At 44.4% G+C, this 24,918-nt stretch carries 23 protein-coding genes; 18 read left to right on the top strand and 5 right to left on the bottom strand.

Annotated elements, in window-relative coordinates; genetic code table 11:
• The first annotated feature begins 159 nt into the window (after positions 1-159).
• Both rimK and ACED25_RS19185 read left to right on the top strand, forming a co-directional pair.
• Positions 160-1,065: a 30S ribosomal protein S6--L-glutamate ligase gene (rimK, locus tag ACED25_RS19180; RefSeq protein ID WP_010428457.1), complete on the top strand. Its 906-nt coding sequence runs from the start codon at positions 160-162 to the stop codon at positions 1,063-1,065.
• 32 nt (positions 1,066-1,097) lie between these two features.
• On the top strand, positions 1,098-1,526 hold the full coding sequence (locus tag ACED25_RS19185; protein ID WP_004733090.1) for a RimK/LysX family protein: 429 nt from the start codon (positions 1,098-1,100) through the stop codon (positions 1,524-1,526).
• A 75-nt stretch (positions 1,527-1,601) separates the two neighbouring features.
• On the opposite strand, the gene ACED25_RS19190 is transcribed toward ACED25_RS19185, so the two are convergent.
• On the bottom strand, positions 1,602-2,390 hold the full coding sequence (locus tag ACED25_RS19190; RefSeq protein WP_371695891.1) for an MBL fold metallo-hydrolase: 789 nt from the start codon (positions 2,388-2,390) through the stop codon (positions 1,602-1,604).
• A 403-nt stretch (positions 2,391-2,793) separates the two neighbouring features.
• Between ACED25_RS19190 and ACED25_RS19195 the strand changes: the two genes are divergently transcribed.
• The 7 genes from ACED25_RS19195 to ACED25_RS19225 all read left to right on the top strand — a co-directional run bounded on the left by ACED25_RS19195 (position 2,794) and on the right by ACED25_RS19225 (position 9,972).
• Positions 2,794-3,396, top strand: coding sequence for a 2OG-Fe(II) oxygenase (locus ACED25_RS19195; RefSeq protein ID WP_371695892.1), 603 nt, complete (start codon positions 2,794-2,796; stop codon positions 3,394-3,396).
• A gap of 275 nt (positions 3,397-3,671) precedes the next feature.
• Positions 3,672-4,964 (top strand): extracellular solute-binding protein, encoded by a 1,293-nt coding sequence (locus ACED25_RS19200; RefSeq protein ID WP_009846306.1) that lies wholly within the window; start codon positions 3,672-3,674, stop codon positions 4,962-4,964.
• A gap of 272 nt (positions 4,965-5,236) precedes the next feature.
• On the top strand, positions 5,237-6,118 hold the full coding sequence (locus tag ACED25_RS19205) for an ABC transporter permease subunit (RefSeq protein ID WP_029223743.1): 882 nt from the start codon (positions 5,237-5,239) through the stop codon (positions 6,116-6,118).
• A 38-nt stretch (positions 6,119-6,156) separates the two neighbouring features.
• On the top strand, positions 6,157-6,999 hold the full coding sequence (gene ugpE, locus ACED25_RS19210; protein WP_017096488.1) for a sn-glycerol-3-phosphate ABC transporter permease UgpE: 843 nt from the start codon (positions 6,157-6,159) through the stop codon (positions 6,997-6,999).
• A complete protein-coding gene (locus tag ACED25_RS19215; protein ID WP_017096487.1) occupies positions 6,989-8,299 on the top strand; it encodes a sn-glycerol-3-phosphate import ATP-binding protein UgpC in 1,311 nt (436 codons plus the stop codon). The genes ugpE and ACED25_RS19215 overlap by 11 nt, the downstream gene beginning before the upstream one ends.
• A gap of 56 nt (positions 8,300-8,355) precedes the next feature.
• The gene (locus ACED25_RS19220; RefSeq protein WP_017096486.1) at positions 8,356-9,075 is read left to right on the top strand and encodes a glycerophosphodiester phosphodiesterase family protein; all 720 of its coding nucleotides are present in this window, start codon (positions 8,356-8,358) and stop codon (positions 9,073-9,075) included.
• 159 nt (positions 9,076-9,234) lie between these two features.
• A complete protein-coding gene (locus ACED25_RS19225) occupies positions 9,235-9,972 on the top strand; it encodes a sulfite exporter TauE/SafE family protein (RefSeq protein ID WP_017096485.1) in 738 nt (245 codons plus the stop codon).
• A gap of 104 nt (positions 9,973-10,076) precedes the next feature.
• Here the strand turns inward: ACED25_RS19225 and ACED25_RS19230 are convergent, their stop codons facing one another.
• The 3 genes from ACED25_RS19230 to ACED25_RS19240 all read right to left on the bottom strand — a co-directional run bounded on the left by ACED25_RS19230 (position 10,077) and on the right by ACED25_RS19240 (position 12,323).
• Positions 10,077-10,850, bottom strand: coding sequence for a murein L,D-transpeptidase family protein (locus tag ACED25_RS19230; RefSeq protein WP_017096484.1), 774 nt, complete (start codon positions 10,848-10,850; stop codon positions 10,077-10,079).
• Between the two features lie 2 nt (positions 10,851-10,852).
• The gene (locus tag ACED25_RS19235) at positions 10,853-11,335 is read right to left on the bottom strand and encodes a GNAT family N-acetyltransferase (RefSeq protein ID WP_017096483.1); all 483 of its coding nucleotides are present in this window, start codon (positions 11,333-11,335) and stop codon (positions 10,853-10,855) included.
• A 211-nt stretch (positions 11,336-11,546) separates the two neighbouring features.
• On the bottom strand, positions 11,547-12,323 hold the full coding sequence (locus ACED25_RS19240; RefSeq protein WP_009846298.1) for a glycosyltransferase family 25 protein: 777 nt from the start codon (positions 12,321-12,323) through the stop codon (positions 11,547-11,549).
• Positions 12,324-12,927: 604 nt separating this feature from the next.
• Between ACED25_RS19240 and ACED25_RS19245 the strand changes: the two genes are divergently transcribed.
• The 3 genes from ACED25_RS19245 to grxB all read left to right on the top strand — a co-directional run bounded on the left by ACED25_RS19245 (position 12,928) and on the right by grxB (position 15,214).
• Entirely contained in the window at positions 12,928-13,908 is a 981-nt protein-coding gene (locus tag ACED25_RS19245; RefSeq protein ID WP_371695893.1) for a Gfo/Idh/MocA family protein, read from the top strand.
• 163 nt (positions 13,909-14,071) lie between these two features.
• Entirely contained in the window at positions 14,072-14,233 is a 162-nt protein-coding gene (locus ACED25_RS19250) for a hypothetical protein (RefSeq protein ID WP_009846296.1), read from the top strand.
• A gap of 348 nt (positions 14,234-14,581) precedes the next feature.
• A complete protein-coding gene (grxB, locus tag ACED25_RS19255; RefSeq protein ID WP_017096986.1) occupies positions 14,582-15,214 on the top strand; it encodes a glutaredoxin 2 in 633 nt (210 codons plus the stop codon).
• Between the two features lie 117 nt (positions 15,215-15,331).
• On the opposite strand, the gene ACED25_RS19260 is transcribed toward grxB, so the two are convergent.
• Positions 15,332-16,165, bottom strand: a complete 834-nt coding sequence (locus tag ACED25_RS19260; protein WP_009846294.1) for a pyruvate, water dikinase regulatory protein — start codon at positions 16,163-16,165, stop codon at positions 15,332-15,334.
• Positions 16,166-16,343: 178 nt separating this feature from the next.
• Here ACED25_RS19260 and ppsA point away from each other — a divergent pair, with 178 nt between their 5' ends.
• The 6 genes from ppsA to ACED25_RS19290 all read left to right on the top strand — a co-directional run bounded on the left by ppsA (position 16,344) and on the right by ACED25_RS19290 (position 24,673).
• Positions 16,344-18,716: a phosphoenolpyruvate synthase gene (gene ppsA, locus ACED25_RS19265; RefSeq protein WP_182797205.1), complete on the top strand. Its 2,373-nt coding sequence runs from the start codon at positions 16,344-16,346 to the stop codon at positions 18,714-18,716.
• Between the two features lie 212 nt (positions 18,717-18,928).
• Positions 18,929-20,266, top strand: a complete 1,338-nt coding sequence (locus ACED25_RS19270; RefSeq protein ID WP_371695894.1) for an MATE family efflux transporter — start codon at positions 18,929-18,931, stop codon at positions 20,264-20,266.
• Between the two features lie 489 nt (positions 20,267-20,755).
• Positions 20,756-21,421, top strand: a complete 666-nt coding sequence (locus ACED25_RS19275; RefSeq protein WP_017101763.1) for a transcriptional regulator — start codon at positions 20,756-20,758, stop codon at positions 21,419-21,421.
• 24 nt (positions 21,422-21,445) lie between these two features.
• Positions 21,446-21,829 (top strand): RidA family protein, encoded by a 384-nt coding sequence (locus tag ACED25_RS19280; protein WP_017101764.1) that lies wholly within the window; start codon positions 21,446-21,448, stop codon positions 21,827-21,829.
• A 37-nt stretch (positions 21,830-21,866) separates the two neighbouring features.
• Positions 21,867-23,273: a cation:dicarboxylate symporter family transporter gene (locus tag ACED25_RS19285; RefSeq protein WP_017102501.1), complete on the top strand. Its 1,407-nt coding sequence runs from the start codon at positions 21,867-21,869 to the stop codon at positions 23,271-23,273.
• A 77-nt stretch (positions 23,274-23,350) separates the two neighbouring features.
• Complete coding sequence (locus tag ACED25_RS19290; RefSeq protein ID WP_371695895.1) at positions 23,351-24,673, top strand: CoA-disulfide reductase; 1,323 nt, start codon at positions 23,351-23,353, stop codon at positions 24,671-24,673.
• The last annotated feature ends 245 nt before the right edge of the window (positions 24,674-24,918 follow it).

Here is a 24,918-nt window from a genome sequence, read left to right on the forward strand (position 1 = left end):
TTTCCGTTGTCGACTCGACAAATTTAATTCGTTTTCTTAGTTAAACGAAAAGCCTTAAGGTTCGCCCCGAAGCAAGCAAAGAGCCTCAGAAAAACTGAAAGCTCAGCTAACAACTCATTTATTTGCAGTTACCAATCAGGTATTAACTAAGGAAACGCCATGCGTATCGCAATTCTTTCTCGCAACGAAAACCTATACTCTACTTCTCGCTTAAAAGCGGCTGGAGAAGCTCGTGGTCACCAGGTCGATGTTATCGACACGCTGCACTGTGATATAGATATCGCGAGTAACAATCCGAAGATTCGCTACATGGGTGAAGAGCTACCTCAATACGATGCTGTTATTCCACGTATTGGCGCTTCCATTACCTTTTACGGCACTGCGGTTGTTCGCCAATTCGAAATGATGGGCACTTTTTGTATCAATGAGTCAGTAGCTATCAGTCGTTCTCGCGACAAACTGCGCTCACTACAACTGTTGTCTCGTAAAGGTATTGGCTTACCAAAAACAGGTTTCGCTAGCCGCCCAGACAAGATTCAAGACTTGATCAAAAACGTAGGTGGCGCGCCACTGGTTATCAAGCTTCTTGAAGGTACTCAAGGCATCGGTGTAGTTCTAGCAGAAACAAACAAAGCAGCTGAAAGCGTTATCGAAGCATTCATGGGCCTAAAAGCGAACATCTTGGTTCAAGAGTTCATTGAAGAAGCTAATGGCGCAGACATCCGTTGTTTTGTTGTGGGTAACAAGGTTATTGCAGCAATGAAACGTCAAGCTGGTGAGGGTGAATTCCGCTCTAACCTACACCGTGGCGGTACAGCTCAACTGGTTAAACTAACCAAAGAAGAGCGCGCTACAGCGATCAATGCAGCTAAAATCATGGGGTTAAACCTATGTGGTGTCGATATTCTACAATCTAAGAATGGCCCTGTTGTAATGGAAGTGAACTCTTCTCCAGGCCTAGAAGGTATCGAGAAAGCGACAGGTAAAGATGTAGCAGACATGATTTTCGGATTTATCGAGAAAAATGCAAAACCAAACGCTAACCGTACTCGTGGCAAAGGCTGATTAAACGCCGTTTACTCATGATTGGAAAAAACATGAACAATAAAATGATCATAGGGAATACAGAAGCACTTTGCTTACCAGAGTTAGGGATAACTGGACTACATACGCGTGTTGATACAGGGGCTCAAACCTCTTCTCTACACGTAGACAATCTACTATGTGTAAAAACAGACGGTGAAAACTTCGTTGAGTTCGATCTTCACCCAGACGTTTACCACCTAGAAGAAACAGTGCGCTGCAAGGCGAAGCTGAAAACAAGTAAAAGAATCAAATCATCGAACGGCGAAGTTGAACACCGTTGTGTGATTGAAACCATGCTAAAAATTGGTGGTCAGGAATGGCCTATCGATATCACACTAAGCAACCGTCAAGATATGACTTATATGATGCTGCTTGGTCGTCAAGGCATGAGTGACAAAGTGATTGTTGACCCAGCGGGTGAATTTCTAATTTCTCATTAATTGAACTGCTCCACAGCTCAAATAGTGAGTCAACAACGCGTACTAATAAAGGCCAGTCTTTGAGACTGGCCTTTATTATTTATGGCGATTTTTTTTATTGTTAAACCCAAATCGCCAAACAGATTTTAGCAAACCTTTGAGTTTGATTTTGGTCACTCGCCAATGTGTCACTGGCCTTCTTGGCGCACTCATCAACAGATGTTCAAAGGCTTGCTCACTCAAATTCACTTGTCCCCCATGCGCCACCAGCAAGGTGTCAAGCTGCATGCCATAGATACGAGATACCGACGCTCGATACTTATTGGGATGAAAAATTGGGAAAGGCGGAATCAGCTTCTTTTTGACCTCGACCATTAAATCCGCCACATAGGCGACACTGTGTGATGGGCAATAGACGGAAAGATCTCTGTCGGTATGGCCTGGCGTTTCCAGAACCAACCAGTCATCAAAACCCGGAATGCTGTCTCCATCCGACAGCTTGTAGTCCGGCTTTAACTTTCTTGAATACCATAGATTTGCTTTGGGCTTACCCAATCGATTCGCCATCCATCGTGCCAATGCCAGATCGGTCAAATGCATCAATATACCATCGATGCCGTGGTACCAATCCTTATCTCGATTTGCTGCAACCAAATTACAATTAGTGAGCTTTCTGAGCTTGTGCGCTGCCCCTGCGTGGTCTGGATGCATGTGCGTAACCACAACCGTATGTAGATCAGCAAAATCACGCATAAGCTCTGTTTCGATGAAAGCCTTCAAATGCGGGATGTCTGCTCGACACGCACCATCAAGCAAGAGCAACCTGTCAGGGTACTCTACGAGATACATGTCTTGGATATAGCCTTTGATGGTATGAAGTTGCAAATCCATTCCTTGTGACAAAACAACTGGTCAGACCTATACAATAGCAAACTCATCATCAATTGTGATCATTTTGTTAAAAACAACAATCTAAAACCAGATATATAGCTCGAATCAAGATTTCCATTGGTATCCACTCAATCACTCAAATCCGACGTTACTCAAAACCAATGTTACTCAAGTCCAATTTAACTCAGAATAATGAGGGCACATTCCAAAGATGACCATCAATTTCATCCGATATTTTTCAGCATTATCGAATGCTCACATCACCGAAAACCTTGCTCAACAAGCCTTGCGCTTTAAGCACTGAGCATCATTTGTCGTGACGACAAAACATGTGATTTGGTGACCTGAGTTATTCGGACTATATATGCGCCTCTAATTTATTGTCTGAGTGCTGTACATGAACCAACTTATCGATGCTCTTTCTACCCAAGGTTACTTTGTTTGGGATGACTTCTTAACTCACGAAGAAGTAGTGGCATTGAGGGATTGCATTCCAGAGAACTGGAACAAGGCTAGGATCGGCCGTAACGATGATGTAGCACGAGAAGCAACGATTCGTAGTGACAAAATTCAGTGGGTACGCCGTGATATGGGCGAACCCGCATCTCTGTTCCTAGACAAAATGGAACAAATTCGTTTAGAAGCAAACAGAGCGTTCTTTTTGGGTCTGTTCGAGTACGAAGCGCACTTTGCTAAATACGAGAAAGGTGACTTTTACCAGAAGCACTTAGACTGCTTTAAAGGTAATGAAAACCGCCGCCTAACCACTGTGTTCTACATGAATGACGAATGGTCTGAGGAAGACGCAGGGGAGCTCGTGGTTTACGATCTAAAAGACAACCACATTGCGACCATTCCACCAAAGTCAGGCCGCTTATTTGTGTTCTTGTCTGAACAGTTCCCACACGAAGTGTTACCAACCAACACAGAGCGATTCAGTATCGCAGGTTGGTTCCGTATTAACGGCGTGAAAGACAACCAATTAGACATCGCGCACTAAAACTGTATCCACATCGAACCTTATTCTTAGCCTCTCCATCGAGAGGCTTTTTTTTGGTCAGAAAAACGTCTTGAAAGCCAAATACATCAAACATCAAATCCATCAATAACTTTTCTCTTAAATAAAATCGAAATGAATCTTTCACATCAGTGAAACGCTTTAGCCACGTAAGTGAAATATACCCTGTTCAAGATAGCTTCAAACGATACCCCTACCGTCTCGTTAATACTCAAATTCAATACCTCTATATCGATTTCATCCAAAAGGAAAAGAAGATGAATAAGCTAATTTTGGCAGGCGTTCTTTCTGCGACAGCAGCAATGCCGGCGTTCGCAACGACTCAAGTTACTTGGTGGCACGCAATGGGCGGCCAACTTGGAGAAACCGTCAATAAGATTGCGACTGACTTTAATGCGTCACAAGATGATTACAAGATCACGCCAATCTATAAAGGTTCATACACAGAGACCTTAACAGCGGGTATCGCAGCATATCGAGCTGGCGAAGCTCCTAACATTCTACAAGTCTTCGATGCCGGTGCTGCAACCATCATGAACGCTAAAGGTGTCGCGAAACCGGTACAGGATATTCTGGTTGAATCGGGCTACAACTTTAATTCAAACGACTACCTAGCTGGCGTTCGTAACTTCTATGCCGACAACCAAGGCAAGATGGTTGGTATGCCTTTCAACAGTTCGACGCCGGTTCTTTACTACAACAAAGACCTTCTCGCAGAAGTGGGAGCCGAAGCGCCTAAGACTTATGAAGAACTCGAAGTGGTTGCTAAGAAACTGAAGGCCGAAGGACACATCGCGTTTTCTCAATCTCTGACGCCGTGGATCATGTTTGAAAACTTTAAGTCTCGCCACAATCTACCGGTCGCAGACCAAAACAATGGTTACGACGGCTTATCCACTAAGATCATGTTCAATACCAAAGACATGATGATGCATGTTAGCAAGATGAAAGAGTGGTCAGATCTAGGTTACTACAAGTATTACGGCAGCGACTGGGACGCGAACCAAACACCTTTCGAGCGCCAAGAAGTGGCGATGTGGATGGGTTCTTCAGGCTCGTTCGGTGGCTTGCGTAACCGCGTACCTTTCGAGTTAGGCACAACTTACCTTCCATACTGGAAATCGGTCAACCCTGATGCTGGCTTAACCTTCATTGGTGGTGCAGCTCTGTTTGCACTCAATGGCCATGACCAGAAACAGGACAAAGGTGTTGCAGCGTTCTTTGATTACCTGACCAAACCTGAAACTCAGGTTTACTGGCACAAAACCACTGGCTATGTACCTGTAACAACTGCTGCCTATGAACTAGCGAAAAAGTCCGGCTACTACACAGAGCAGCCAGACGCAGAAGTGGGCGTTAAGCAACTAAGCCTCAAATCGGGCGAGTGGACTAAAGGCTACCGCCTAGGTTATTACCCGCAGATCCGTGAAGTGATGCACCGTGAGTTCGATAACATCTTCGCTGACCGATCTAGCGTCGAGAGCAGCCTAGACAAGGTCGAAGATGAGAGCAGCAAACTACTAAAGCGCTTCGCTCGAACGATGAACTAGATCGGTTAATAACTAGATCGATCAGTAAACTGGATCGATTAATGAAACGAAACTGTTCACAAGCTTAAGGCTTAGCGAATCAGAGCCGTTCATCACTCCTCACGACTTGTCACTGCGTCGCTAAAAACGCTATGGCAAGACGTGAGGAGATTCTTCCCTAGCGCCATTTCTTGCTCCAACAACGATAACTCAACGGGATGCATGCCTTGATATCGCGCTAGTGGTAACGGCCGCTCATAGTGGCCACTGTAATTATTTTTAGGGATTACCCTGTGGAACGACGTCAACAATTCTTTCACTCTCCGCTGCCTTACCTATTTTTGGCACCTCAGATCCTCATCATTGCCATTTTCTTTATCTACCCAGCAGCAAAGGCGGTTTACCTTTCATTTATGCTGGAAGACCCTTGGGGCACCTCATCTATATTCGTCTGGTTTGAGAATTACCAAATGCTATTCGAATCGAGCGAGTACCTGAACTCGATTGGCTTTACTTTGATGTTCGCGATTGTGGTCTCTTTCTTATCACTTGCCTTGGCTCTGCTGCTTGCCGTGAAAGCCGACAACATCATTCACGGACAAGGCGCTTACAAGGTCACTCTCACTTGGGTTTACGCGGTTGCCCCTGCGATTGCAGGTGTTATTGGTGCTTTCTTGTTTAACCCGCACATTGGCGTGTTCACAGAAATCTTTGCTGTTGTGGGTTGGGATTTTAGCTTCCAAACCGATCCCGTGGATGCCACGTTTGCTCTGATTTTGGTGTCCGTGTGGAAACAAGTTTCGGTGAATTTCATCTACTTTCTGGCGGGGCTTCAATCAATCTCTTACGCCGTAAAAGAAGCAGCGATGTTGGATTGTATCAGTGACTCGAAACGTTTCTGGACCATTACCTTCCCACTGCTCGCCCCGACTGGCTTCTTTCTACTGGTCATCAACCTCACCTACTCATTCTTTGAAACCTTTGGCGTGATAGACACCATGACCAATGGTGGCCCAGGTGGCGGTACAACTTCATTAGTGTACAAGGTGTATCGAGATGGTTTTGTTGGCGCAGATTTAGGCGGCAGTTCCGCCCAGTCTGTTGTGTTGTTACTACTGGTACTCACTCTCACATTTATCCAGTTTCGCGTTGTAGAAAAGCGCGTCCATTACTAGCCCCTCCACGCTAGGATTTAACGCGACAGGAGTTATTTATGAAAAGTAATAAGGTCTCAGACCACCTAATTTTAATTGCAGGGATGCTGTTTATGTTGGTCCCTATCTGGCTAATCTTCGCTAGTTCTACGCATAACCCAAACACCATTGTCAGCGAAGGTCTGCAATGGCTACCGGGCGATAACTTTACGGCCATTTATAGCGAAGCTTGGAACAAAAGCATGGGCTTTAGTGGCGAAGTCACCGCCAGTAAAATGATCGCCAACTCGATGATCATGGGGCTAGGTTTTGCGATCGGTAAGATCATCATTTCGATGATGGCCGCGTTTGCTTTAGTCTACTTTAGACTCCCTTATGCCACGGCGTGGTTTTGGCTGATCTTCGTGACGCTGTTACTGCCATTAGAGGTTCGTATTATTCCTTCCTATGAAGTTGTCGCTGGGCTTGGTCTTCTTAATAGCTATACAGGGTTGATTCTGCCTTTGATCGCATCAGCCACCGCGACCTTCTTTTTCAGGCAATTCTTCAAAACCATCCCCGATGAATTGTTAGAAGCCGCTCAGCTAGATAACGCAGGTCCGTTTCGATTCTTTGTCGACATCTTATTGCCACTGTCTAAAACCATGATCGCCGCGATCTTCATCATCATGTTTGTGGTGGGTTGGAACCAATACCTGTGGCCAATCATGATGACCACGGACGAAGGCTACAACACCATCGTGATGGGCATCAAACAAGTACTCAACAACATCAATGAAACCAGTTTACCGCGCTACGACTATGTTTTTGCCATGGTGATTTTAGCGATGTTGCCACCCGTTTTAGTGGTGGTTGTATTTCAGCGTTGGTTTGTAAAAGGGCTAGTAGAAAGTGAAAAATAATAACGACAAAAATCAAATGAACGATAACCGCGTTCAATCACTCGCTGAGTACAAGATGTCTCACCTGCCTTCTCACCAAGCTATCCACAAAAATACAGAGGACACACCGATGCCAAAGTTAAAACAAACGTTAGCGCACAACCAAGCCACTCACGATCGTACGCGTAAAGCTCCCATCATGCTGGGTATCAAAAACTTGGTAAAGACGTATGAAAACGGCCATCAAGCCGTCAAAGGAGTCTCGCTTGATATCGATGAGGGTGAGTTCCTTGTTTTGGTGGGTCCTTCTGGTTGTGGCAAGTCTTCTATCCTACGTTCCATTGCGGGCTTGGAAAGCATTTCTGGTGGCGAGATTCACTTAAGTGGTCGCCGTGTTGATAACGAAAAGCCAGCTCAGCGTGATATCGCAATGGTCTTCCAAAATTATGCGCTCTACCCCCACATGTCGGTTTACAAAAACCTAGCTTATGGCTTAAAGAACCGAGGTGTTAGTCAGCACCTTATTGAAGAGAAAATTGAGAAAGTCGCCAAAACGCTGAAAATCGAAGAATACCTAGACCGCAAGCCAGCCAAGCTTTCGGGTGGTCAACGTCAACGTGTTGCTATGGGACGAGCGATCGTTCGCGATCCACAACTTTTTCTGTTTGACGAACCTTTGTCTAACCTAGATGCCTCACTGCGTGCTCACATGAGATTAGAGATCAAAAAACTGCAACGCGAACTTGGCGTGACCAGTGTTTACGTCACTCATGACCAAGTCGAAGCCATGACACTGGCTGATAGAATCGTGGTGCTCAACAAAGGCCAGATAGAGCAAGTCGGGACGCCACGAGAGGTCTACCACCAGCCAGCCAGTACTTTTGTGGCGAGCTTCATTGGCAGCCCTGCAATGAATTTTTTACCAGCAACACTCGATGACGGATACCTTGAGATTGGTGATCAGCAAATGTACTTACCCGAGTACGCCCACGTAAAAAATACAGCTATCACACTTGGTATTCGTCCAGAGCACTCTGAAATTGGTTCAGAATTGATGATGAACACCTTGCCTCTTGAACTGCGTATCAGTGTGGTTGAGCCTTTGGGTCCAAATCAATTGGTTCATGGTCTGGTGAACGAGCAGCCCTTTATTGCAGTAACACCAGAAACGACACTGTGCCAAGCCGTCCCACTAGGGCTAAGAATCGATAAATCCAACCTGCATATTTTTGACAATCATGGCAAACGCATTCACCCAAATAATTTCACATCACAGGAGCCACACGAAGATACGACAAGCTTAACGACGGCTCTCGCTTAATCGAGTACACTGATATTTAATGCGTTTTTACGGTGCGTCTTTAAGAAGGATTAATTATGTCGTCTATCATCGTAGGTCATAGAGGTGTAGCTGGTACTCACCCAGAAAATACCAAAGCAAGCATTGAACAAGCGGCTAAACTCGGCTTGAAATGGATTGAAGTTGATATTCAGCCCACTCAGGATGACCAACTGGTCGTTTGTCACGATCACACGCTTGAGCGCTGCAGCGATGGCAAGGGTCGAGTTGATGAACACACCCTTGCTGAACTGCGTCAGCTCGACTTTGGCAGTTGGAAGTCTGAGCAGTTCGCTGGAGAAAAAATACTGACGCTGGAAGAGTTACTCACACTCGTTGAGCAGCATGATCTTAGCGTCAACCTCGAAATCAAAGTCGACAGCCGACATCAAGCCCCTTATGTGGTTGATTTGCTGCACGACGAGTTGATTCGCTCAAATCTAGACACTGATAAGGTCTTACTTTCGAGCTTCAGCCATAAGGTGGTTGCTGAAATGGCTCGTCATTTACCGAGATATCGAGTGGGAGTAATCACAGAGCAACTGACTCAAGATGATCTTATGCTCATCAATGAGGTCAAAGCGTTCAGCTGTCACATGAACTATGAACACGTTGATCAGAGCGATATTGACACACTCAACGAAGCGAACATTCAAGCATGGTGCTACACCGTCAATGATCCGTCTCGCTTCAAATTTCTCTCAAAAGTAGATGCTGTATTTACTGATTTTCCGAATCAATTCAACCCTATAAATTGACCTCGTAAATACCGCAAAAATCCCCCCCGAGAGACTTTAAAATTAACCCTGAAAAACCTGAAAATTAGGTAGCAAACACAAGTGAGTAGGAGTACATTCCGCTACTCACTTGGTTTCATCGCTCGCTCTATTTAGACAGCTTCATTGGTTACTTAATTTATGGATCTCATTTTTAGTCCAACCTTCCCTGTTTTGGGTGCAATCTTCATTTTTGCCGCTATTGTTCGTGGCTTCTCAGGTTTCGGTTTCACCTTAGTGGCACTGCCATTAAGTGCGTTATTCGTGCCTGTAATCGAGCTGGTTCCCGTTTTCATGCTGATCGACCTGTTAGGCAATATCCAATTGCTGCCGAAGGTTAAACATCATGTGAATTGGCGCTGGGTTTCAAAGGTATTTGTCCCTTGTTTGGCCTTCACTCCGGTCGGCCTACTTCTGCTAAAATCCGTTAGCCAAGACACGATCATCTTGATCATCAGCGCCTTCATTTTTGCATCTGCACTTATGATCTACAAAGGGTTCCAGTACAAAAGAGAGCCTAGATTTGCTCCCTATATTCTAGGTAGCCTTGCTGGGGTAATGAACGGCGCAGCTTCAATGTCAGGGCCTCCGATTGGTACACACGCGTTGGCAAGCCCAGTTGCTCCGCATATAGCCAGAGCTGGCCTGATTGCGTTCTTTGTGTTGGCAGATTCCAGTGCGTTTGTATCGGCATCTATCGCAGGATTAGTCGACCGCGAGGTGGTCTGGCTTACTTTTGCACTGTTACCAAGCAGCATGTTTGGCGGTTATGTGGGTTCTAAACTATTCGAGAGATTTGGTGGAGCGAAATTTAAGCCAGTCACCATTGCGTTGCTGATCGTAATTGCGATATTCAGTGCAGGTCGAGTCATACTGTAACTGACTTTAGCGGTTAATTACGGAAGTTGGTTTCACGAATTGACTGCGCTAATTGCCTGCGCGAATAGATTCCGAAAGTGATTAAGAAAATTGGGTACCAATTACTACCATTCTATATGGATCGGGGTACCCATTTTTACGAGTTGGATGAACTCATCCATATCTTGATTGGTTAGTGCAATACAACCATCCGTCCAATCAAAGCTTTGAATAAAGCTCGGTGAACGGCGCTCACCATTTTTAATACCGTGGATCTTGATGTTCCCTCCAGGGTCGACATCATTTTCTTCAGCCCACTGCATATCCGAAGGTTGCGGGTAGCTGATATGCACCGAGCGGTGAAAATCCGATTCTTCCATCACATAATCGAGCTGGTATTCCCCTTCAGGTGTTCGGTTATCTCCTTCAAAACGTTTATGCCCTTTCGGTTGTTTCCCTAACGCAATACGAAACTCTTGAATGACCTCATCACCCTTAAGTAGGTACATTCTACGCTTCGATTTATCAACTTTGACTAAAGTAACCACTTGCGACAGAGAGTCTGCCTCAGAAGAGGGACCGGTTAGAGTGTAAGACTGTTGAGAAGAGCTTTGAGGGGGACGTTTAGATGAACCTTGAGACAGCTGGGCAACTTGTTCGCCAGAGTTACTGCTAAGAACATCATCCACAATAATCACATGTTTGGAATTAGAGATCACTGAAGAGGTTGAGTTAGAGGAAGACGTTGAGACACGCTGAGAGTGAGCCGGTTTCGACTCGAATACAATGGTTTCGATTGCCGTCGCGTCAGAAATTATCTTTTCAACCACAACCTTTTCAGCTTGCACACTCGAAGCTACAAACAGTAAACACAGTGATAAAGGCAAAAATAGACGCACCTTTAGTTCTCCTCAAAGCGCATGGACATGGTTCGTGATTGAGTTTCCATGCCTAACGATTCATAGAAACCCTTAGCTTGCTGATTAAACTCCATCACTTCTAACCTAAGCTCAATAGCACCGCTCGCTTGCGCCCACTGATTAAACGACTTCATCAACGCTTTGCCGACGCCTTGGCTCTGAACCTGATCGTTTACCACAATCGTATTCACTCGTGCTATTTTGTGAGACTGAATGAAGCTTACCCCTTTATTCTGCGTTACCTTCCCCACCAAGAAACCAACAACCTGTTGAGCGTCAACCGCAACTAAGAAAGTGCCAACCGGATCAAGCATCAATCCCAACCAATATTCTTCACTATCAGCTAAGCCATGAGAAGCGGGAGCAAATACCATAGGGGCACCAAGATGATGTTGACGATTTATTTGCATAGAGAGCTCTAAGATCGAGCTAATATCAGTTACCTTAGCGTTCCGGATTTGCATATCACTACCTTTTAAAATTCAATAACACCTTAGCAAAAATAGCTTAGCTGTGCACCGTCCTACTCTTTTAACAAAACTTTCGAGCTAGAGCTTGATACCACTAATTACATGACACGATAACGAAGAACAGCTCCCAATTGGGAGCTGTTCTTATATCTAAATCTCGGTTCGTTCTAAACGAATGACGTAAAATCAATCAGATAAGAAACGATTAAAAACCGTTAAACATTTTGGGTCTGCTTTTTTTGATTATTACGGTATAGGTCAAATTGAACAAACCATTCATAGCGACATCTCTAAACTTACTTAAGAATTTTAGAGTTTTAATACGGAGTGATTTTTTTGTTCTAGAAGACCGATTTCCAATGACTGAGCCACCTTCTCCCCCGGTTAATCCTGCAGGAGATATTCCGTAAGTTGGTTGCTTATGAAGCCATACATTTCTAATAAATACATCTACTGGGTAGAGGAATCGTTCACTTTTTTCTATAAAAATTTTCGCCACATGCGGTGTGATCATATAGGCAGTGGTGCATAGTGGTGTTTTAATATGTCGCACTAGACTTTGTTCGTCATCGAGATTTTCAACGACATAATTATACTCTCTCTTAGTCGAATAATTTTCCAATCTCATAAAACCACACTCTTCAATATGCTTACTGGCAAATTGAACCGTTTTTTCAAATACATCGACATCAACAACAACATCGTCTTCGAAGACAATAACTGGTTGATTTAACTGAATGCATCTTTCCCACGCTAAATAGTGACTACCATAACACCCGATCTCACCAGGAACAGCGATCCTTCCATTTAGTGCATAAAAGGCGGTTTCATCATAGAAATCCATCAAAGGATGAGGTTTAGAGGACATAGCATCAACAGCACTCAACTTTTCAATATCTAGAGACTTAATATTTAAAAGTTGCTTTTGGCTGGATAAAAATCGTTCAGATTTACGTTCTAGCGCAATAATAAGAGATTTCACAGTAAAAAAACACCTATTGCTAATAATTTAACCCATAAGAAATTAATATAAATATCAACAAAAGTAACCCCCCTATTTCTCATAATTAGAACCAATCTAAAACAAATGTTGTTCATTATTCCAATTATGTTCAACTTCGTGACTCTGTAACGTAAATTGCTCCCAATCGATAACATTTATTGTCTTAAAATGTTATCAATTACTAAACAAAGTGATATTAAAACACCATAGGTTAATTGCGCGATTGCATATAAATACAATTGCACACCAATTCAGCTTGTATAATATTTCTTAAGAATTGACGAGAGGATATAATCAATAGATCTTCATTCTTTGGGTATTGAGTCTTTTATATTAAACACTTCCAATAAACCACCAATTGAGAGAATACAATCGGTCACTGATACTAAACCTGCACCTCCCACCTCCGAACCAGCACAACAAAAGACTCTATTATGATGCTCTAGAAAGCTCAGGTATAGACGAGTTAATATTAATATCAGGCTAAAGATCTTGGAGAATTGTTCCGCAAATCTCAGAAACAATGCTAGCCATTGAGTGCTACTATCTTCATAGAATTAATATACTAACTATTGGATACCTTATGATTAAGTTCGCTGTAATTGGAACCAATTGGATTACACAGAAATTTGTTCAAGCTGCTCATGAATCACAATCGATGCAGTTGGCTGCTGTTTATTCACGAAATCTGGCCAGCGCGGCGCAGTTCGCCCAAGAATTTGACGTTGAAACGACGTATGACTCACTCGACGCATTGGCAAATGACAACACAGTTGAAGCCGTGTACATCGCTTCACCAAACTCACTGCACTGCGAGCAATCTATCTTGATGATGGAACACGGCAAGCATGTCATCTGTGAGAAGCCTGTCGCATCGAATATTGAAGAAGCAACACACATGTTTGAGGTCGCTCAGAAGAACGGTGTGGTGCTGTTTGAGGCGTATAAATCTCAGTATCTACCGAACTTTGAGCAAGTTCAACTCGGCTTAAAAAAGATAGGCAAAGTGCATAAAGCGCACATCAACTACTGTCAATATTCATCGCGTTACCAGAAATACCTAAACGGCGAGAACCCAAACACCTTCAACCCAGCTTTCTCTAATGGTTCATTAGTCGATATTGGCTTCTACTGCGTAGCCGCGACTGTTGCTCTGTTTGGTGAACCTGAGAATGCACAGGCTTCGGCAAAGCTACTTGACTCAGGTGTGGATGCGCATGGCTGTGCGATCTTCCAGTATCCAGAATTTGATGTAACCCTTGCGCACTCTAAAGTCAGCGACTCTTACGTACCAAGCGAGATCCAAGGCGAACAGGGATCGATCATCATCGATCACATTGCAGAATGCACCGACGTTAAGATTCGCTATCGTGATGGCACGGTAGAAAACCTTACTCAAGCACAAAGAGAAAACTCCATGAGTTACGAGGCCCAAGCCTTTGCAAACTGCATTGCTGGTGACAAAAGTACACAAGCTCAAGCCAAACTACGTGCTTTAACCGTTGCAAAGTTGATTACAGATATGCGTCAACAAGTTGGTGTCGTTTATCCCGCCGACAAATAACACCCCAAGCATGTTAACCAACTGATTTTTAAGAAATGCCGATTTATGCATAACTAAATTTAATCTTTACGACAAATAACCGGATTAGTTGATTGGGATACCATCTGTTTAAATCCGCGTTCGATATCTGTCGTATTTATTTATTTTATTGAAGGTGTGTAAAGTGTTTTCAGTTGATGATCGCGTTGTTGCAACAAAAGGTGTTGAGCTAGGTGAAATGGTAGTAATTGGCCTAAGTGCTGGTGGTGGCTACGTTCATGTTACAACAGTAGAAGGCGCAATAATGACGCTTACTTACCCTGCAAAAGACCTTAAAAAAGCATAGTTTAACCGCTCCGCTCTTTTAGTAGTCACTCTGCTAAAGGTAACAAAATTGAGGCTTTGGCTGACTTCATTCTTCTGCATTAGAATGAGCAGCCAGAGCCTTTTTTGTGCCCGTGATTTACCCACCAGCTTCCCCACTAATTTACTCGTTACAATAAAGTCCAATCCAACGGACAATAGAATTCAGTAAAGAGTATCTACACTAAATACTTATTGTCTGGTAGTGCATGCTGTTTATTAGTGCTAAGCGTTTACTGGAACTTGGCATTTATTGATGCTTAGTATTCGTAAGAGTTTCTGGTACATTAGCATTATCTTATACTTGTAATGACCATAAATGAGGGAAGCTATGAAGCTTTACATTTACGACCACTGCCCTTTCTGTGCAAGAGTTGCCTACATTGCTCAATCTCTTGGCTTGAATATCGAACTTGTTTCTGTGGATTATGATGATGCCCAAACCCTTATCGATCTGATCGGTAAAAAAATGGTGCCCGTCTTACAGAAAGACGATGGTTCTATCATGGCCGAAAGCCTAGACATCATTGCTTATTTCATGGATTTGAAATCAAATAATGAGCAACGTGAACCTTCAGAGCAGGCTACTCTTTTCCAAAGCCGAACTTTCCCTCTCACTCAACAGATCGGACGCCCACGTTGGTGGAACCTCGACTTGGCTGAATATCGTTCGGCTGGAGCAAAAGAAGCTTGGCGTGTTAGTAAAGAGACCGAAGGCTTTAATTTTGAAGAGCTCTTAGAAAAGACCCCACAATACGTTCAACTGATTAACCCATTGCTGAAAGATGCAGAGCTTCTATTGGAGCTAGAGAATGGTGAATCATCGCTACCTTTGATTGATCAAGCTCTTTATTTCTCAATGCTTCGCGGTTTCTGTGTCGAACCAAGTATCGAATGGCCACCAGCACTTGAACATTGGCTCGAAAAACAGAGCAAAACGCTTAGCATCATGCTGCTTCGCTAATTTGTTGAGTCGTTAATAGTTAACAGTTAATAGCTAACAACCAGCTAAAAGAAAAATCGAAGCTCCCCGAACCATTGTTCGTACGAGCTTCGATTCTTATGACTCAATGGTCTTTTTCTACAACAAGCGCCTTCTCAAACCTGTACGTTCCAAGATTCGTGTCGAAATCTCTTCAACAGACAGTGACGAGGTGTTGATGTATGGAATGGCTTCACGTCTGAACAAACCTTCTACCGTTTGCAGCTCATACAAACATTGAGAGTCACTCGCGTATTCGCTGCCTGCTAAGCGGTTCTCACGAATTTCAGTGAGCCTTTCTGCATCAATGGTTAAACCAAACAGCTTATGACGATATATCTCAAATTCCGGTAGCAACCTTAAGCGAGCAATATCATCATGGATAAACGGATAGTTTGCGACGCGTAAACCAAACTGCATTGCCATGTACAAGCTCGTTGGCGTTTTACCGCTGCGAGAGACTCCCAACAAGATAATGTCTGCCTCTTCCAAGCCTTTTAAAGTAATACCGTCGTCGTGCGCTAACGTGTATTCGATAGCAGCAATACGGTCGAAGTATTTGTCCGAGTCTTTATTTACGCTACGAGAACGCTGCAGCTTCGGCTTAGGCGCCATTTTCGTATCATCTTGCACTTTCTGCACGATACTCTCTAATACGTCATAACAATGCGCAGGCGCATCTAACAGCTTGAGTTTTATCTCCGGAATCACAATCGAGAAAAAGACCAAAGGTTCATGGCCTGTTGCTCGATATGAAATCTCGATCTCTTTCAATAAATCAGAAAGTTTGTCTTCACTTTCGACAAACGGGAAGGTTTTTTCATTAGCTTCGAATGGGAATTGACCTAGAACAACATGCCCTAAAGTCTCACATGTTATGGCCGTTCCATCAGAAACATAGAATACATCACGACTTTGGATATCAATTTGCATTTTTTATTTAATGTTTAAAATTATTTTGAGTAGGATGGGAACCATAATATATATAACGAAACCCTGCTGACTATTACGTCCCCCACAGCTTTAGAAAATAATTTACATTTTTTTAAACTGATACGTAATCGTTTGCCTTTAAATCCCTACAATGCTTGCTATGTTTCTGGAGAAATAAATGCAAAATAACACCCTATGGTTCAATGGCCTTTCCATGGAAGATGTCGACAAAGTCGGCGGTAAGAATGCTTCACTTGGCGAGATGGTTTCTAACCTAGCCAACGCTGGCGTATCAGTACCTAATGGTTTTGCTACCACATCTTATGCGTTTAACAACTTTCTTGACTACAAAGGTCTTGATGAGCGCATTCACCAACTCCTTGATGAACTTGATGTTGAAGACGTTGACGCACTGCGTAAGACAGGTGCAACGATTCGACAATGGGTTCTAGACGCACCCTTCCCAGAATCACTAGAGCAAGATATCCGTGATAACTACCGCGAACTGATTGAAGGCAACGAAGAATTGTCTGTTGCAGTTCGCTCATCGGCAACGGCTGAAGACCTTCCAGATGCTTCTTTTGCTGGCCAACAAGAAACCTTCCTTAACGTGAAAGGTATCGATGCGGTTATCGAAGCAACGAAACACGTATTCGCTTCACTGTTTAACGATCGCGCTATCTCTTACCGAGTACACCAAGGCTTTGATCACCGCGGCATTTCGCTGTCTGCGGGCATCCAGCGTATGGTTCGCTCAGACAAAGCTTCTTCAGGTGTGATGTTCACGCTTGATACTGAATCAGGCTTCGACCAAGTGGTATTCATCACCTCTTCTTGGGGCTTAGGTGAAATGGTCGTACAAGGCGCGGTGAACCCAGATGAGTTCTACGTTCATAAGCCAATGCTAGAAGCGGGTCACTACCCAGTAGTTAAAAAGACGTTTGGTTCTAAGTTGATCAAGATGATCTACTCAACCAACCAAGAGATCGGCAAGCAAGTTGATATCATCGACACAGATACTCAAGAGCGTAACGAGTTTTCATTGAACGATGAAGAGATCAAAGAATTAGCAAAACAAGCAATGATCATCGAGAAGCACTACCAACGTCCGATGGACATTGAGTGGGCAAAAGATGGCATCGACGGCAAGCTATACATCGTTCAAGCGCGTCCTGAAACCGTATGTTCTCAGAGCGACCAAAACGTTATCGAGCGTTACGAGCTAAACAATAAAGCGGATGTCTTAGTTGAAGGCCGTGCTATCGGTCAACGTATCGGTTCAGGCCCTGTTCGCTTGGTTGACTCTTTAGACCAAATGTCACTGGTTCAAGAAGGTGACGTACTGGTAACAGACATGACAGACCCAGACTGGGAACCTGTGATGAAGAAAGCGTCTGCGATTGTGACTAACCGTGGTGGCCGTACTTGTCACGCAGCAATCATTGCTCGCGAGCTAGGCATTCCTGCCATTGTTGGTTGTGGTACCGCGACAAGCAGTCTGAATGACGGCGACACCGTAACAGTGTCGTGTTCTGAAGGTGAAACAGGATACGTTTACCAAGGCGAACTCGATTTCGAGATCAAACGTTCTGAGGTTGATGAGCTACCAATGCTGCCAACTAAAGTAATGATGAACGTTGGTAACCCAGACCGTGCCTTCGACTTCGCTCAAATCCCGAACGAAGGTGTTGGCCTTGCTCGTCTTGAATTCATCATCAACAAGATGATTGGTATTCACCCTAAAGCTCTGTTGAACTTCGATGAGCAAACGGATGAGATCAAAGCAGAAATCAACCAGCGTATTCGTGGCTACAAAGATCCTATCGATTTCTACGTAAGCAAGCTAACAGAAGGCATTGCGACCATCGCTTCTGCATTCTGGCCTAAGCGTGTGATCGTACGTATGTCTGACTTCAAGTCGAACGAATACAGCAACCTTGTTGGCGGTAAAACGTTTGAACCACATGAAGAGAACCCAATGCTGGGCTTCCGTGGCGCATCTCGTTACATATCTCCAGTATTTGAAGACTGTTTCGAGCTTGAAACTCAAGCGCTAAAACGTGTTCGTAACGAGATGGGACTGAAGAACGTTGAAATCATGATCCCATTCGTTCGTACTCCGAGCGAAGCAGCATCGGTTATCGATATTCTGGCTAAGTTTAACCTACGCCGTGGCGACCAAGGTCTGAAAGTCATCATGATGTGTGAGCTTCCATCGAATGCGATTTTGGCTGAGGAATTCTTGAAGTACTTCGATGGCTTCTCTATCGGTTCAAACGACATGACACAGCTGACACTTGGCCTAGACCGAGATTCAGGTGACGTTGCTCACTTATTCGACGAGCGTAACCCAGCAGTGAAAGCGATGCTGAAAATGGCTATCGATGCAGCAGCTAAAGCGGGTAAATACGTAGGCATTTGTGGCCAAGGCCCATCTGACCATGACGACCTAGCTGAATGGTTGATGGAACAAGGCATCAGCTCGGTTTCACTAAACCCAGATACGGTTATCGATACTTGGTTGAAGCTTGGTAACGTTGCAAACAAGTAACGCTTAGCGCCAACAAGTAGATATAACAGAAAGTAGATATAACAAAGCCAGTCATTGCGACTGGCTTTGTTGTTCACCGAAAGCCAACAAAGATAACCTGCCTAGCATAACAAACATTGGTATCGAGCTGACCTTACGTTATCCTTTACACAATTCTTCATTGAGATGTTTGTCACCAATACAAACCTAACTTCAAGACTGATAAGAGCGTTATGAATTCGACTACCGCAACTCCCTCGCCTTCTCTTGGCCGACAACTCTATACAATGACATGGCCAATGCTGTTTGGGGTGCTTTCCCTAATGAGCTTCCAGCTTGTCGACAGTGCTTTTATTGGCCAACTGGGCGTGCTGCCGCTCGCTGTTCAAGGCTTCACGCTTCCAATACAGATGATCATCATTGGTATTCAGGTCGGGTTAGGTATCGCGACAACCGCGGTAATCGCTAGAGCCATTGGCGCGAATGAAACGCGCTACGCTAAGCAACTAGGTGGATTAGTGATTGCGATGGGCAGCGTGAGTGTTGCGCTTTTCTCCGTCATCATCTACCTATTGCGTGGGCCTATTTTACAGTTGTTGGATGCGCCACCGACGGTATTGCCAATCATTGATACTTATTGGATCTATTGGCTAGTCAGCTCTTGGACAGGTGCGTTGCTCTACTTCTTCTACAGTGTGTGTCGTGCCAATGGTAATACCATGCTACCCGGTTCAATGATGATCGCGACCAGTATCATCAACTTGATATTGGACCCGATTTTCATCTTTACGCTCGATATGGGCATCAATGGAGCCGCCATTGCGACCATCTTGGCGTTCGGCGCGGGTATCTTTATCGTTGCTCCTAAAGTGACCAAGAAGCATTGGATGACGTTCGACTGGCACGATCTCGACATTGGTAAGAGTGTTCGCTCCATCGGCAACATCATGGGCCCTGCGATGATCAGTCAGCTGTTGCCACCTGTTTCATCCATGTTCGCCACTAAGCTGCTTGCTGGCTATGGCACCGCTGCCGTTGCAGCTTGGGCGCTGGGTTCACGTTTTGAATTCTTCTCGATTGTCGCTGTGCTAGCACTAACGATGTCGATGCCTCCGATGATTGGCCGCATGTTGGGAGAAAACAACCTCGAAAACATACGCAAGCTCGTTAAGGTTGCGGTGATGTTCGTATTGGGTTTCCAGTTGGTGATTGCACTGGTGACTTGGTTATTCTCAGGCGGACTGGCAAGCCTAATGACCAGTGAAAGCGAAGTCTCGACGATTTTAAACTATCACCTACTGATCGTACCTATTAGCTTAGGGCCATTAGGAATCTGTATGCTGATGGTTTCTGTCTCTAACGCTCTGGGCAAGTCCTACACCGCCTTGACGATTTCAGCGCTGCGCCTGTTCGCCTTCTTCTTACCTTGCTTGTGGGTTGGCTCTCAGCTTGCGGGTATTGAAGGCCTATTCTGGGGCGCAATGGCAGGTAATGTGCTTGCTGGCACCTGTGCATGGTTTATGTATCAGCGCGCGCTAAAACAAGTCGAGCTTAAACTGCCAAGCGAATAATCAAACAGAACACTCCAAAATAAAGCAGCAACTTCAGCTGCTTTTTTAGGATCTAAATCCTAGCTTGCATCCTATTAAAAAGCTGTTTTTTGTGAATTTAACTCTCTAATACAACCTCATTTTCAATTAACCACCTATCTTTACTCACCACCACATTCGCAAGGTAAATGCTTGATTGCCATGCATTTACAATACCAATCAATTCAATTTTTTGCCTTTCCTTATAACTTGTCCTAGATCATCAAAGGGTTCAAAAATGCAACCTTTGGTTTTAAATATGTAAACCTTGATGCGGTTTAAGAAATTAAACCTCATTTGGCTATCTTTAGTGATCTTGTTCAAATTCCGCTCGTGATATAGGTCTAAACCTTACGATTTGTTGATGTTTTGAACGTTCACTTCAGGTTTACAGAAGTTTACCGCATCTTGTGGAAGTACCACCAAAGGAGTAGATTCCAGTCATTGAGTTCAAAAATGTAAACCGAAATCATGAATGTAAAACAAGTTCGATTCACCGATGAAGACAGAGAATGCTTAAGCAATTACTTCCGCTTAGCAGACACTATCGCCGATTTGATTGGTCCTTACTGCGAAGTGGTCATCCATTCATTTGAAAGCTTAGAAAACTCAGTCGTGAAGATCGTCAATGGTCATCATACGGGTCGTGAAATTGGTTCACCGATCACCGATTTAGGTTTACGCATGTGGAGCACGTTCGAGAAAACTGGCGAAGTTTCTCCGAAGAGCTATTTCACCAACGCAGCAGATGGGTCCCTACTGAAATCAACCACCTGTGTGCTGGCTGGTCCACAGCAAAAACCTATCGGCATGCTGTGTATCAACATGAACTTATCTTTCCCATTCCCAGAAATCGTCAAAACGTTGATGCCGCAGTGCAATGTGCCGCAAACAATTGTAAGCGAGACATTCAGCAACAATGCAAACGACGTCATTCAACAAGCATTGAGTTCAGCCATTAACGAGGTTGACCAAGATGAGTCGGTTTCCTTCAAAGGTCGTAATAAAGCCATCATCCGTTGCTTATTTGATAACGGCGTATTTGAGCTAAAAGAGACGACTACACAAGTATCAGAGCAGCTTGGGATCAGCCGTCAGGCGGTTTACAAGTTTATCCGTGAATTTAAATCAGAATAAAACCAATAATTTAGGAGTTACATCGTGAAACAGATCATTGCCACTGAACAAGCACCTGCAGCTATCGGCCCTTACTCACAAGGTACGTCTTACGGCGACATGGTTTATACATCAGGCCAATTACCTCTCGTTCCAGAAACCATGAAGTTTGTCGAGGGCGGCATCAAAGAGCAGGCTCGTCAATCTCTTGAGAATTTGAAGGCTGTTTTAGAAGTAAGCGGGGCTGGCTTAGACACAGTATTGAAGACTACCTGCTTCCTATCAGACATGGAGAACTTCGTTGCCTTTAATGAAGTGTATACCGAGGTGTTTGGGACTGAGAATGCACCTGCTCGCTCTTGTGTTGAAGCAGCACGACTACCAAAAGACGCACTGGTTGAAGTTGAAGCCATCGCATACAAAAAATAACCGATTTAGGTATTAATGGGTATCATAGGAGATTCTCATGAGCGTTTCATTTATCGCATTAAGCGTACTGTTCTTTGGGTTCTACGCACTGCTGTCGAACTTCAAAAAGCAAAAGAAAAGTTTTAACTTCCGCGTACTGAGTGCGCTTGCTGCTGGCTTGTTGTTCGGTGGCGCAATTCAACTTGTTTTCGGTGTCGGCAACGTTGCGACATCTGGCTTTGCTGAACTGATTTCCGTATTCGGTAAAGGCTACATCAAACTTCTACAAATGATCGTTATCCCACTGGTATTCGTGGCGATGATCTCTTCGATCATGAACGTCGAAGGCGGTGGTGCGCTATCTCGAATCGCACCAAAAATCATCGGTATTCTACTTTTCACTTGTGCAATCTCAGCAGCCGTTGGTATCGCAAGTATTTACCTATTTGGTATCGATGCGAACGCGCTAGTAAGCACAATCGGCACAAACAGCGCGATTGAAGCTCGCGGTGATTCACTGGTAGCAACACAAGATGCAATGGCGAGTAGTGGTCTCTCTGGTATGGCTCTGTCTATCATTCCAACCAACATCTTTGACATGCTAACGGGGTCTCAACGTACTTCTACGTTATCAACTGTACTGTTCGGTATGTTCCTTGGTTACTGCATCCTTCAAGTGAAAAACCGTAAGCCAGAGAAAGTGCAAAACTTCGTTGATTTCATCAACTCTGCAAAAGAAGTGGTGCTTTCAATGGTACGTGAAATTCTGAAGCTAACGCCTTACGGTGTATTCGCTCTGATGACTACGTTCATGATGACCAACGACCTGTTCGCACTAGCAGAAATGGGCCGCTTCCTTCTAGCAAGCTACGTAGCAATTGGCGTAATGTTCGGCATCCACTTCGTGATGGTGTCAATGTTCGGCCTTTCTCCTGCCAAGTTCATGAAGAAAATCTGGCCAGTACTCGTGTTCGGTTTCGGGTCTCGTTCAAGCATGGCAGCTATTCCACTAAACGTTGAAACACAAACTCAGCGCCTAGGTGTAGACGAAGAAACAGCAAACATGTCAGCGACATTCGGTACCAGTATCGGTCAAAACGGTTGTGCCGGTATCTACCCAGCAATGCTAGCAATCATGGCGGCACAGGTCATGGGCATGCCTGTAGACTTGAGCTTTATCCTACAACTGATCGCTGTTATCGCAATTGCTTCATTCGGTATCGCGGGTGTTGGTGGCGGTGCAACGTTCGCAGCAGTAGCGGTACTGACCATCATGGGTCTAGACATCACAGTAGTCGCGATTCTAGTATCTATCGAAGCGCTAATTGACATGGCTCGTACCGCGCTGAACATCTCTGGCTCTATGTTGTCAGGCGTTCTTACAGCGAAGAAGAATGGCTCACTGGATACTGAACAATACGACGCTGACGTTACAGCGACAGTATCAAAAGAAGCAGCAGTATAATTCTCAAACTTAATTAAGAGCACTCCACGTGAGTGCTCTTCTGTTTTTCCTGAGTTCAGGTTATTTAGGTAGTAAATATGAAAGTTGTTGTTATAGGCGGTAGCGCCGCGGGTATGAGTTTCGCAGCAAAATACAAACGTAATCAACCATCAGACGAAGTCATCGTTTTAGATAAGCGTAGCTACATCTCTTTCGGAGCCTGTGGCCTACCTTACTTTGCAGGCGGCATGTTTGATGACACCGAACGGATGATCTCCCGTACACCAGAACAAGCCATCAAATCAGGTTTAGATGTTCGTGTAGACACAGAAATGGTGTCGTTCGACCGCACTGAAAAGCAAATTACGGTGCGTCACCAAAATGAAGAAAGCGTCATCGATTACGATATGTTGGTCATTGCAACAGGTGCACGACCAATCGTTCCACCATTCGGTGAATTCAATCCAGAACACGTATACACACTAACAAGTATGGAAGATGGCTTAGCAGTCAAAGAAGCGCTTAAAGACGATAACAAACAACGCGTGTGTGTCATCGGTGCAGGCTTTATCGGGCTGGAAGTCTTTGATGCGGCACATGGCTTAGATAAGCACGTGACGATTATCGAACGTGAACAACACATCATGAGCCGTCAGTTCAGCCCAGAGATCATTGAAGTTGTCGAAGGTGCAATTCGAGAATCCGGCGCTGACCTTAAAACAGGTTGCAGCGTGTCTGCGATTCGCGATGCCGAGCAAGGTGGTTACATCGTAGAAACCGATAATGGCAATGTAGAAGCTGATATCGTGATCCTGTCACTCGGCTTCAAACCAAACACTGAAGCATTCGAATTACCAAAGGCTCAAAATGGCGCGTTGTTGGTGAATGAATATGGTGCCACTGAAGACGCTTACATCCATGCTGTAGGTGACTGTGCCGTCGTACATCATATGGCACTAGGCAAACCCGTTTATGTTCCTCTAGCAACCACAGCCAATAAGCAAGCGCGTATGATGGCTGACAAGCTAGCAGGTAAAGATACCTATATGTCAGGCTTCTTAGGTTCGTCTTGCTTGAAAGTACTCGATTACGAATTGGCGTGTACCGGCGTATCTGAACTTCTAGCGAAAGAACATAACTTGGATGTGAAAGTATCGACGATTTCAGATAAGAACCAAACCGATTACTACCCAGGCCAAGAAGACATCAAGGTGAAGTTGGTTTATCACCCAGAAACTAAGGTCCTTTTAGGTGGTGAAATCGTAGGTAAGAAAGGAGCCGTTGGCCGCATTAACGCACTGGCCGTAGCGATCACAGCCAAGATGACTACTCAACAACTAGGCTACATGGACTTCTGTTATGCCCCACCATTCGCACGTACATGGGATGCTCTAAACGTGGCAGGTAACGTAGCAAAATAACGAGTGTAAGTTCTGAAGAACGTACAGTTAAAACATCAAAGCAGAGCCTGAGCGCTCTGCTTTTTTAATTCCTTAACTCTACGAACCTTATAACTAGATTAGATAACGACTTATCTAGTGTTTTTGAGCTCTCTTTTTGCAAATTCAAGATGTAAAAAAGCCCGCTGATTTCTCAGCGGGCTTTTCAATGGTGGTGGAGGGATAGGGATTTGAACCCTAGAACCGCTATTAACGGTTGCCGGTTT

Origin of the sequence: Vibrio sp. 1F263, assembly GCF_041439035.1 — a bacterium.
Taxonomy (GTDB): Bacteria; Pseudomonadota; Gammaproteobacteria; order Enterobacterales; family Vibrionaceae; genus Vibrio; species Vibrio tasmaniensis_A.

What these genes read in the sequence shown, in the direction of transcription:
- grxB (WP_017096986.1), top strand. Translation starts at nt 14,582, where the DNA reads ATGAAGCTTTACATTTACGACCACTGCCCTTTCTGTGCAAGAGTTGCC.
- ACED25_RS19200 (WP_009846306.1), top strand. Translation starts at nt 3,672, where the DNA reads ATGAATAAGCTAATTTTGGCAGGCGTTCTTTCTGCGACAGCAGCAATG.
- ACED25_RS19260 (WP_009846294.1), bottom strand. Translation starts at nt 16,165, where the DNA reads ATGCAAATTGATATCCAAAGTCGTGATGTATTCTATGTTTCTGATGGA.
- ACED25_RS19285 (WP_017102501.1), top strand. Translation starts at nt 21,867, where the DNA reads ATGAGCGTTTCATTTATCGCATTAAGCGTACTGTTCTTTGGGTTCTAC.
- ACED25_RS19185 (WP_004733090.1), top strand. Translation starts at nt 1,098, where the DNA reads ATGAACAATAAAATGATCATAGGGAATACAGAAGCACTTTGCTTACCA.
- ppsA (WP_182797205.1), top strand. Translation starts at nt 16,344, where the DNA reads ATGCAAAATAACACCCTATGGTTCAATGGCCTTTCCATGGAAGATGTC.
- ACED25_RS19245 (WP_371695893.1), top strand. Translation starts at nt 12,928, where the DNA reads ATGATTAAGTTCGCTGTAATTGGAACCAATTGGATTACACAGAAATTT.
- ACED25_RS19270 (WP_371695894.1), top strand. Translation starts at nt 18,929, where the DNA reads ATGAATTCGACTACCGCAACTCCCTCGCCTTCTCTTGGCCGACAACTC.
- ACED25_RS19225 (WP_017096485.1), top strand. Translation starts at nt 9,235, where the DNA reads ATGGATCTCATTTTTAGTCCAACCTTCCCTGTTTTGGGTGCAATCTTC.
- ACED25_RS19275 (WP_017101763.1), top strand. Translation starts at nt 20,756, where the DNA reads ATGAATGTAAAACAAGTTCGATTCACCGATGAAGACAGAGAATGCTTA.
- ACED25_RS19235 (WP_017096483.1), bottom strand. Translation starts at nt 11,335, where the DNA reads ATGCAAATCCGGAACGCTAAGGTAACTGATATTAGCTCGATCTTAGAG.
- ugpE (WP_017096488.1), top strand. Translation starts at nt 6,157, where the DNA reads ATGAAAAGTAATAAGGTCTCAGACCACCTAATTTTAATTGCAGGGATG.
- ACED25_RS19195 (WP_371695892.1), top strand. Translation starts at nt 2,794, where the DNA reads ATGAACCAACTTATCGATGCTCTTTCTACCCAAGGTTACTTTGTTTGG.
- rimK (WP_010428457.1), top strand. Translation starts at nt 160, where the DNA reads ATGCGTATCGCAATTCTTTCTCGCAACGAAAACCTATACTCTACTTCT.
- ACED25_RS19290 (WP_371695895.1), top strand. Translation starts at nt 23,351, where the DNA reads ATGAAAGTTGTTGTTATAGGCGGTAGCGCCGCGGGTATGAGTTTCGCA.
- ACED25_RS19220 (WP_017096486.1), top strand. Translation starts at nt 8,356, where the DNA reads ATGTCGTCTATCATCGTAGGTCATAGAGGTGTAGCTGGTACTCACCCA.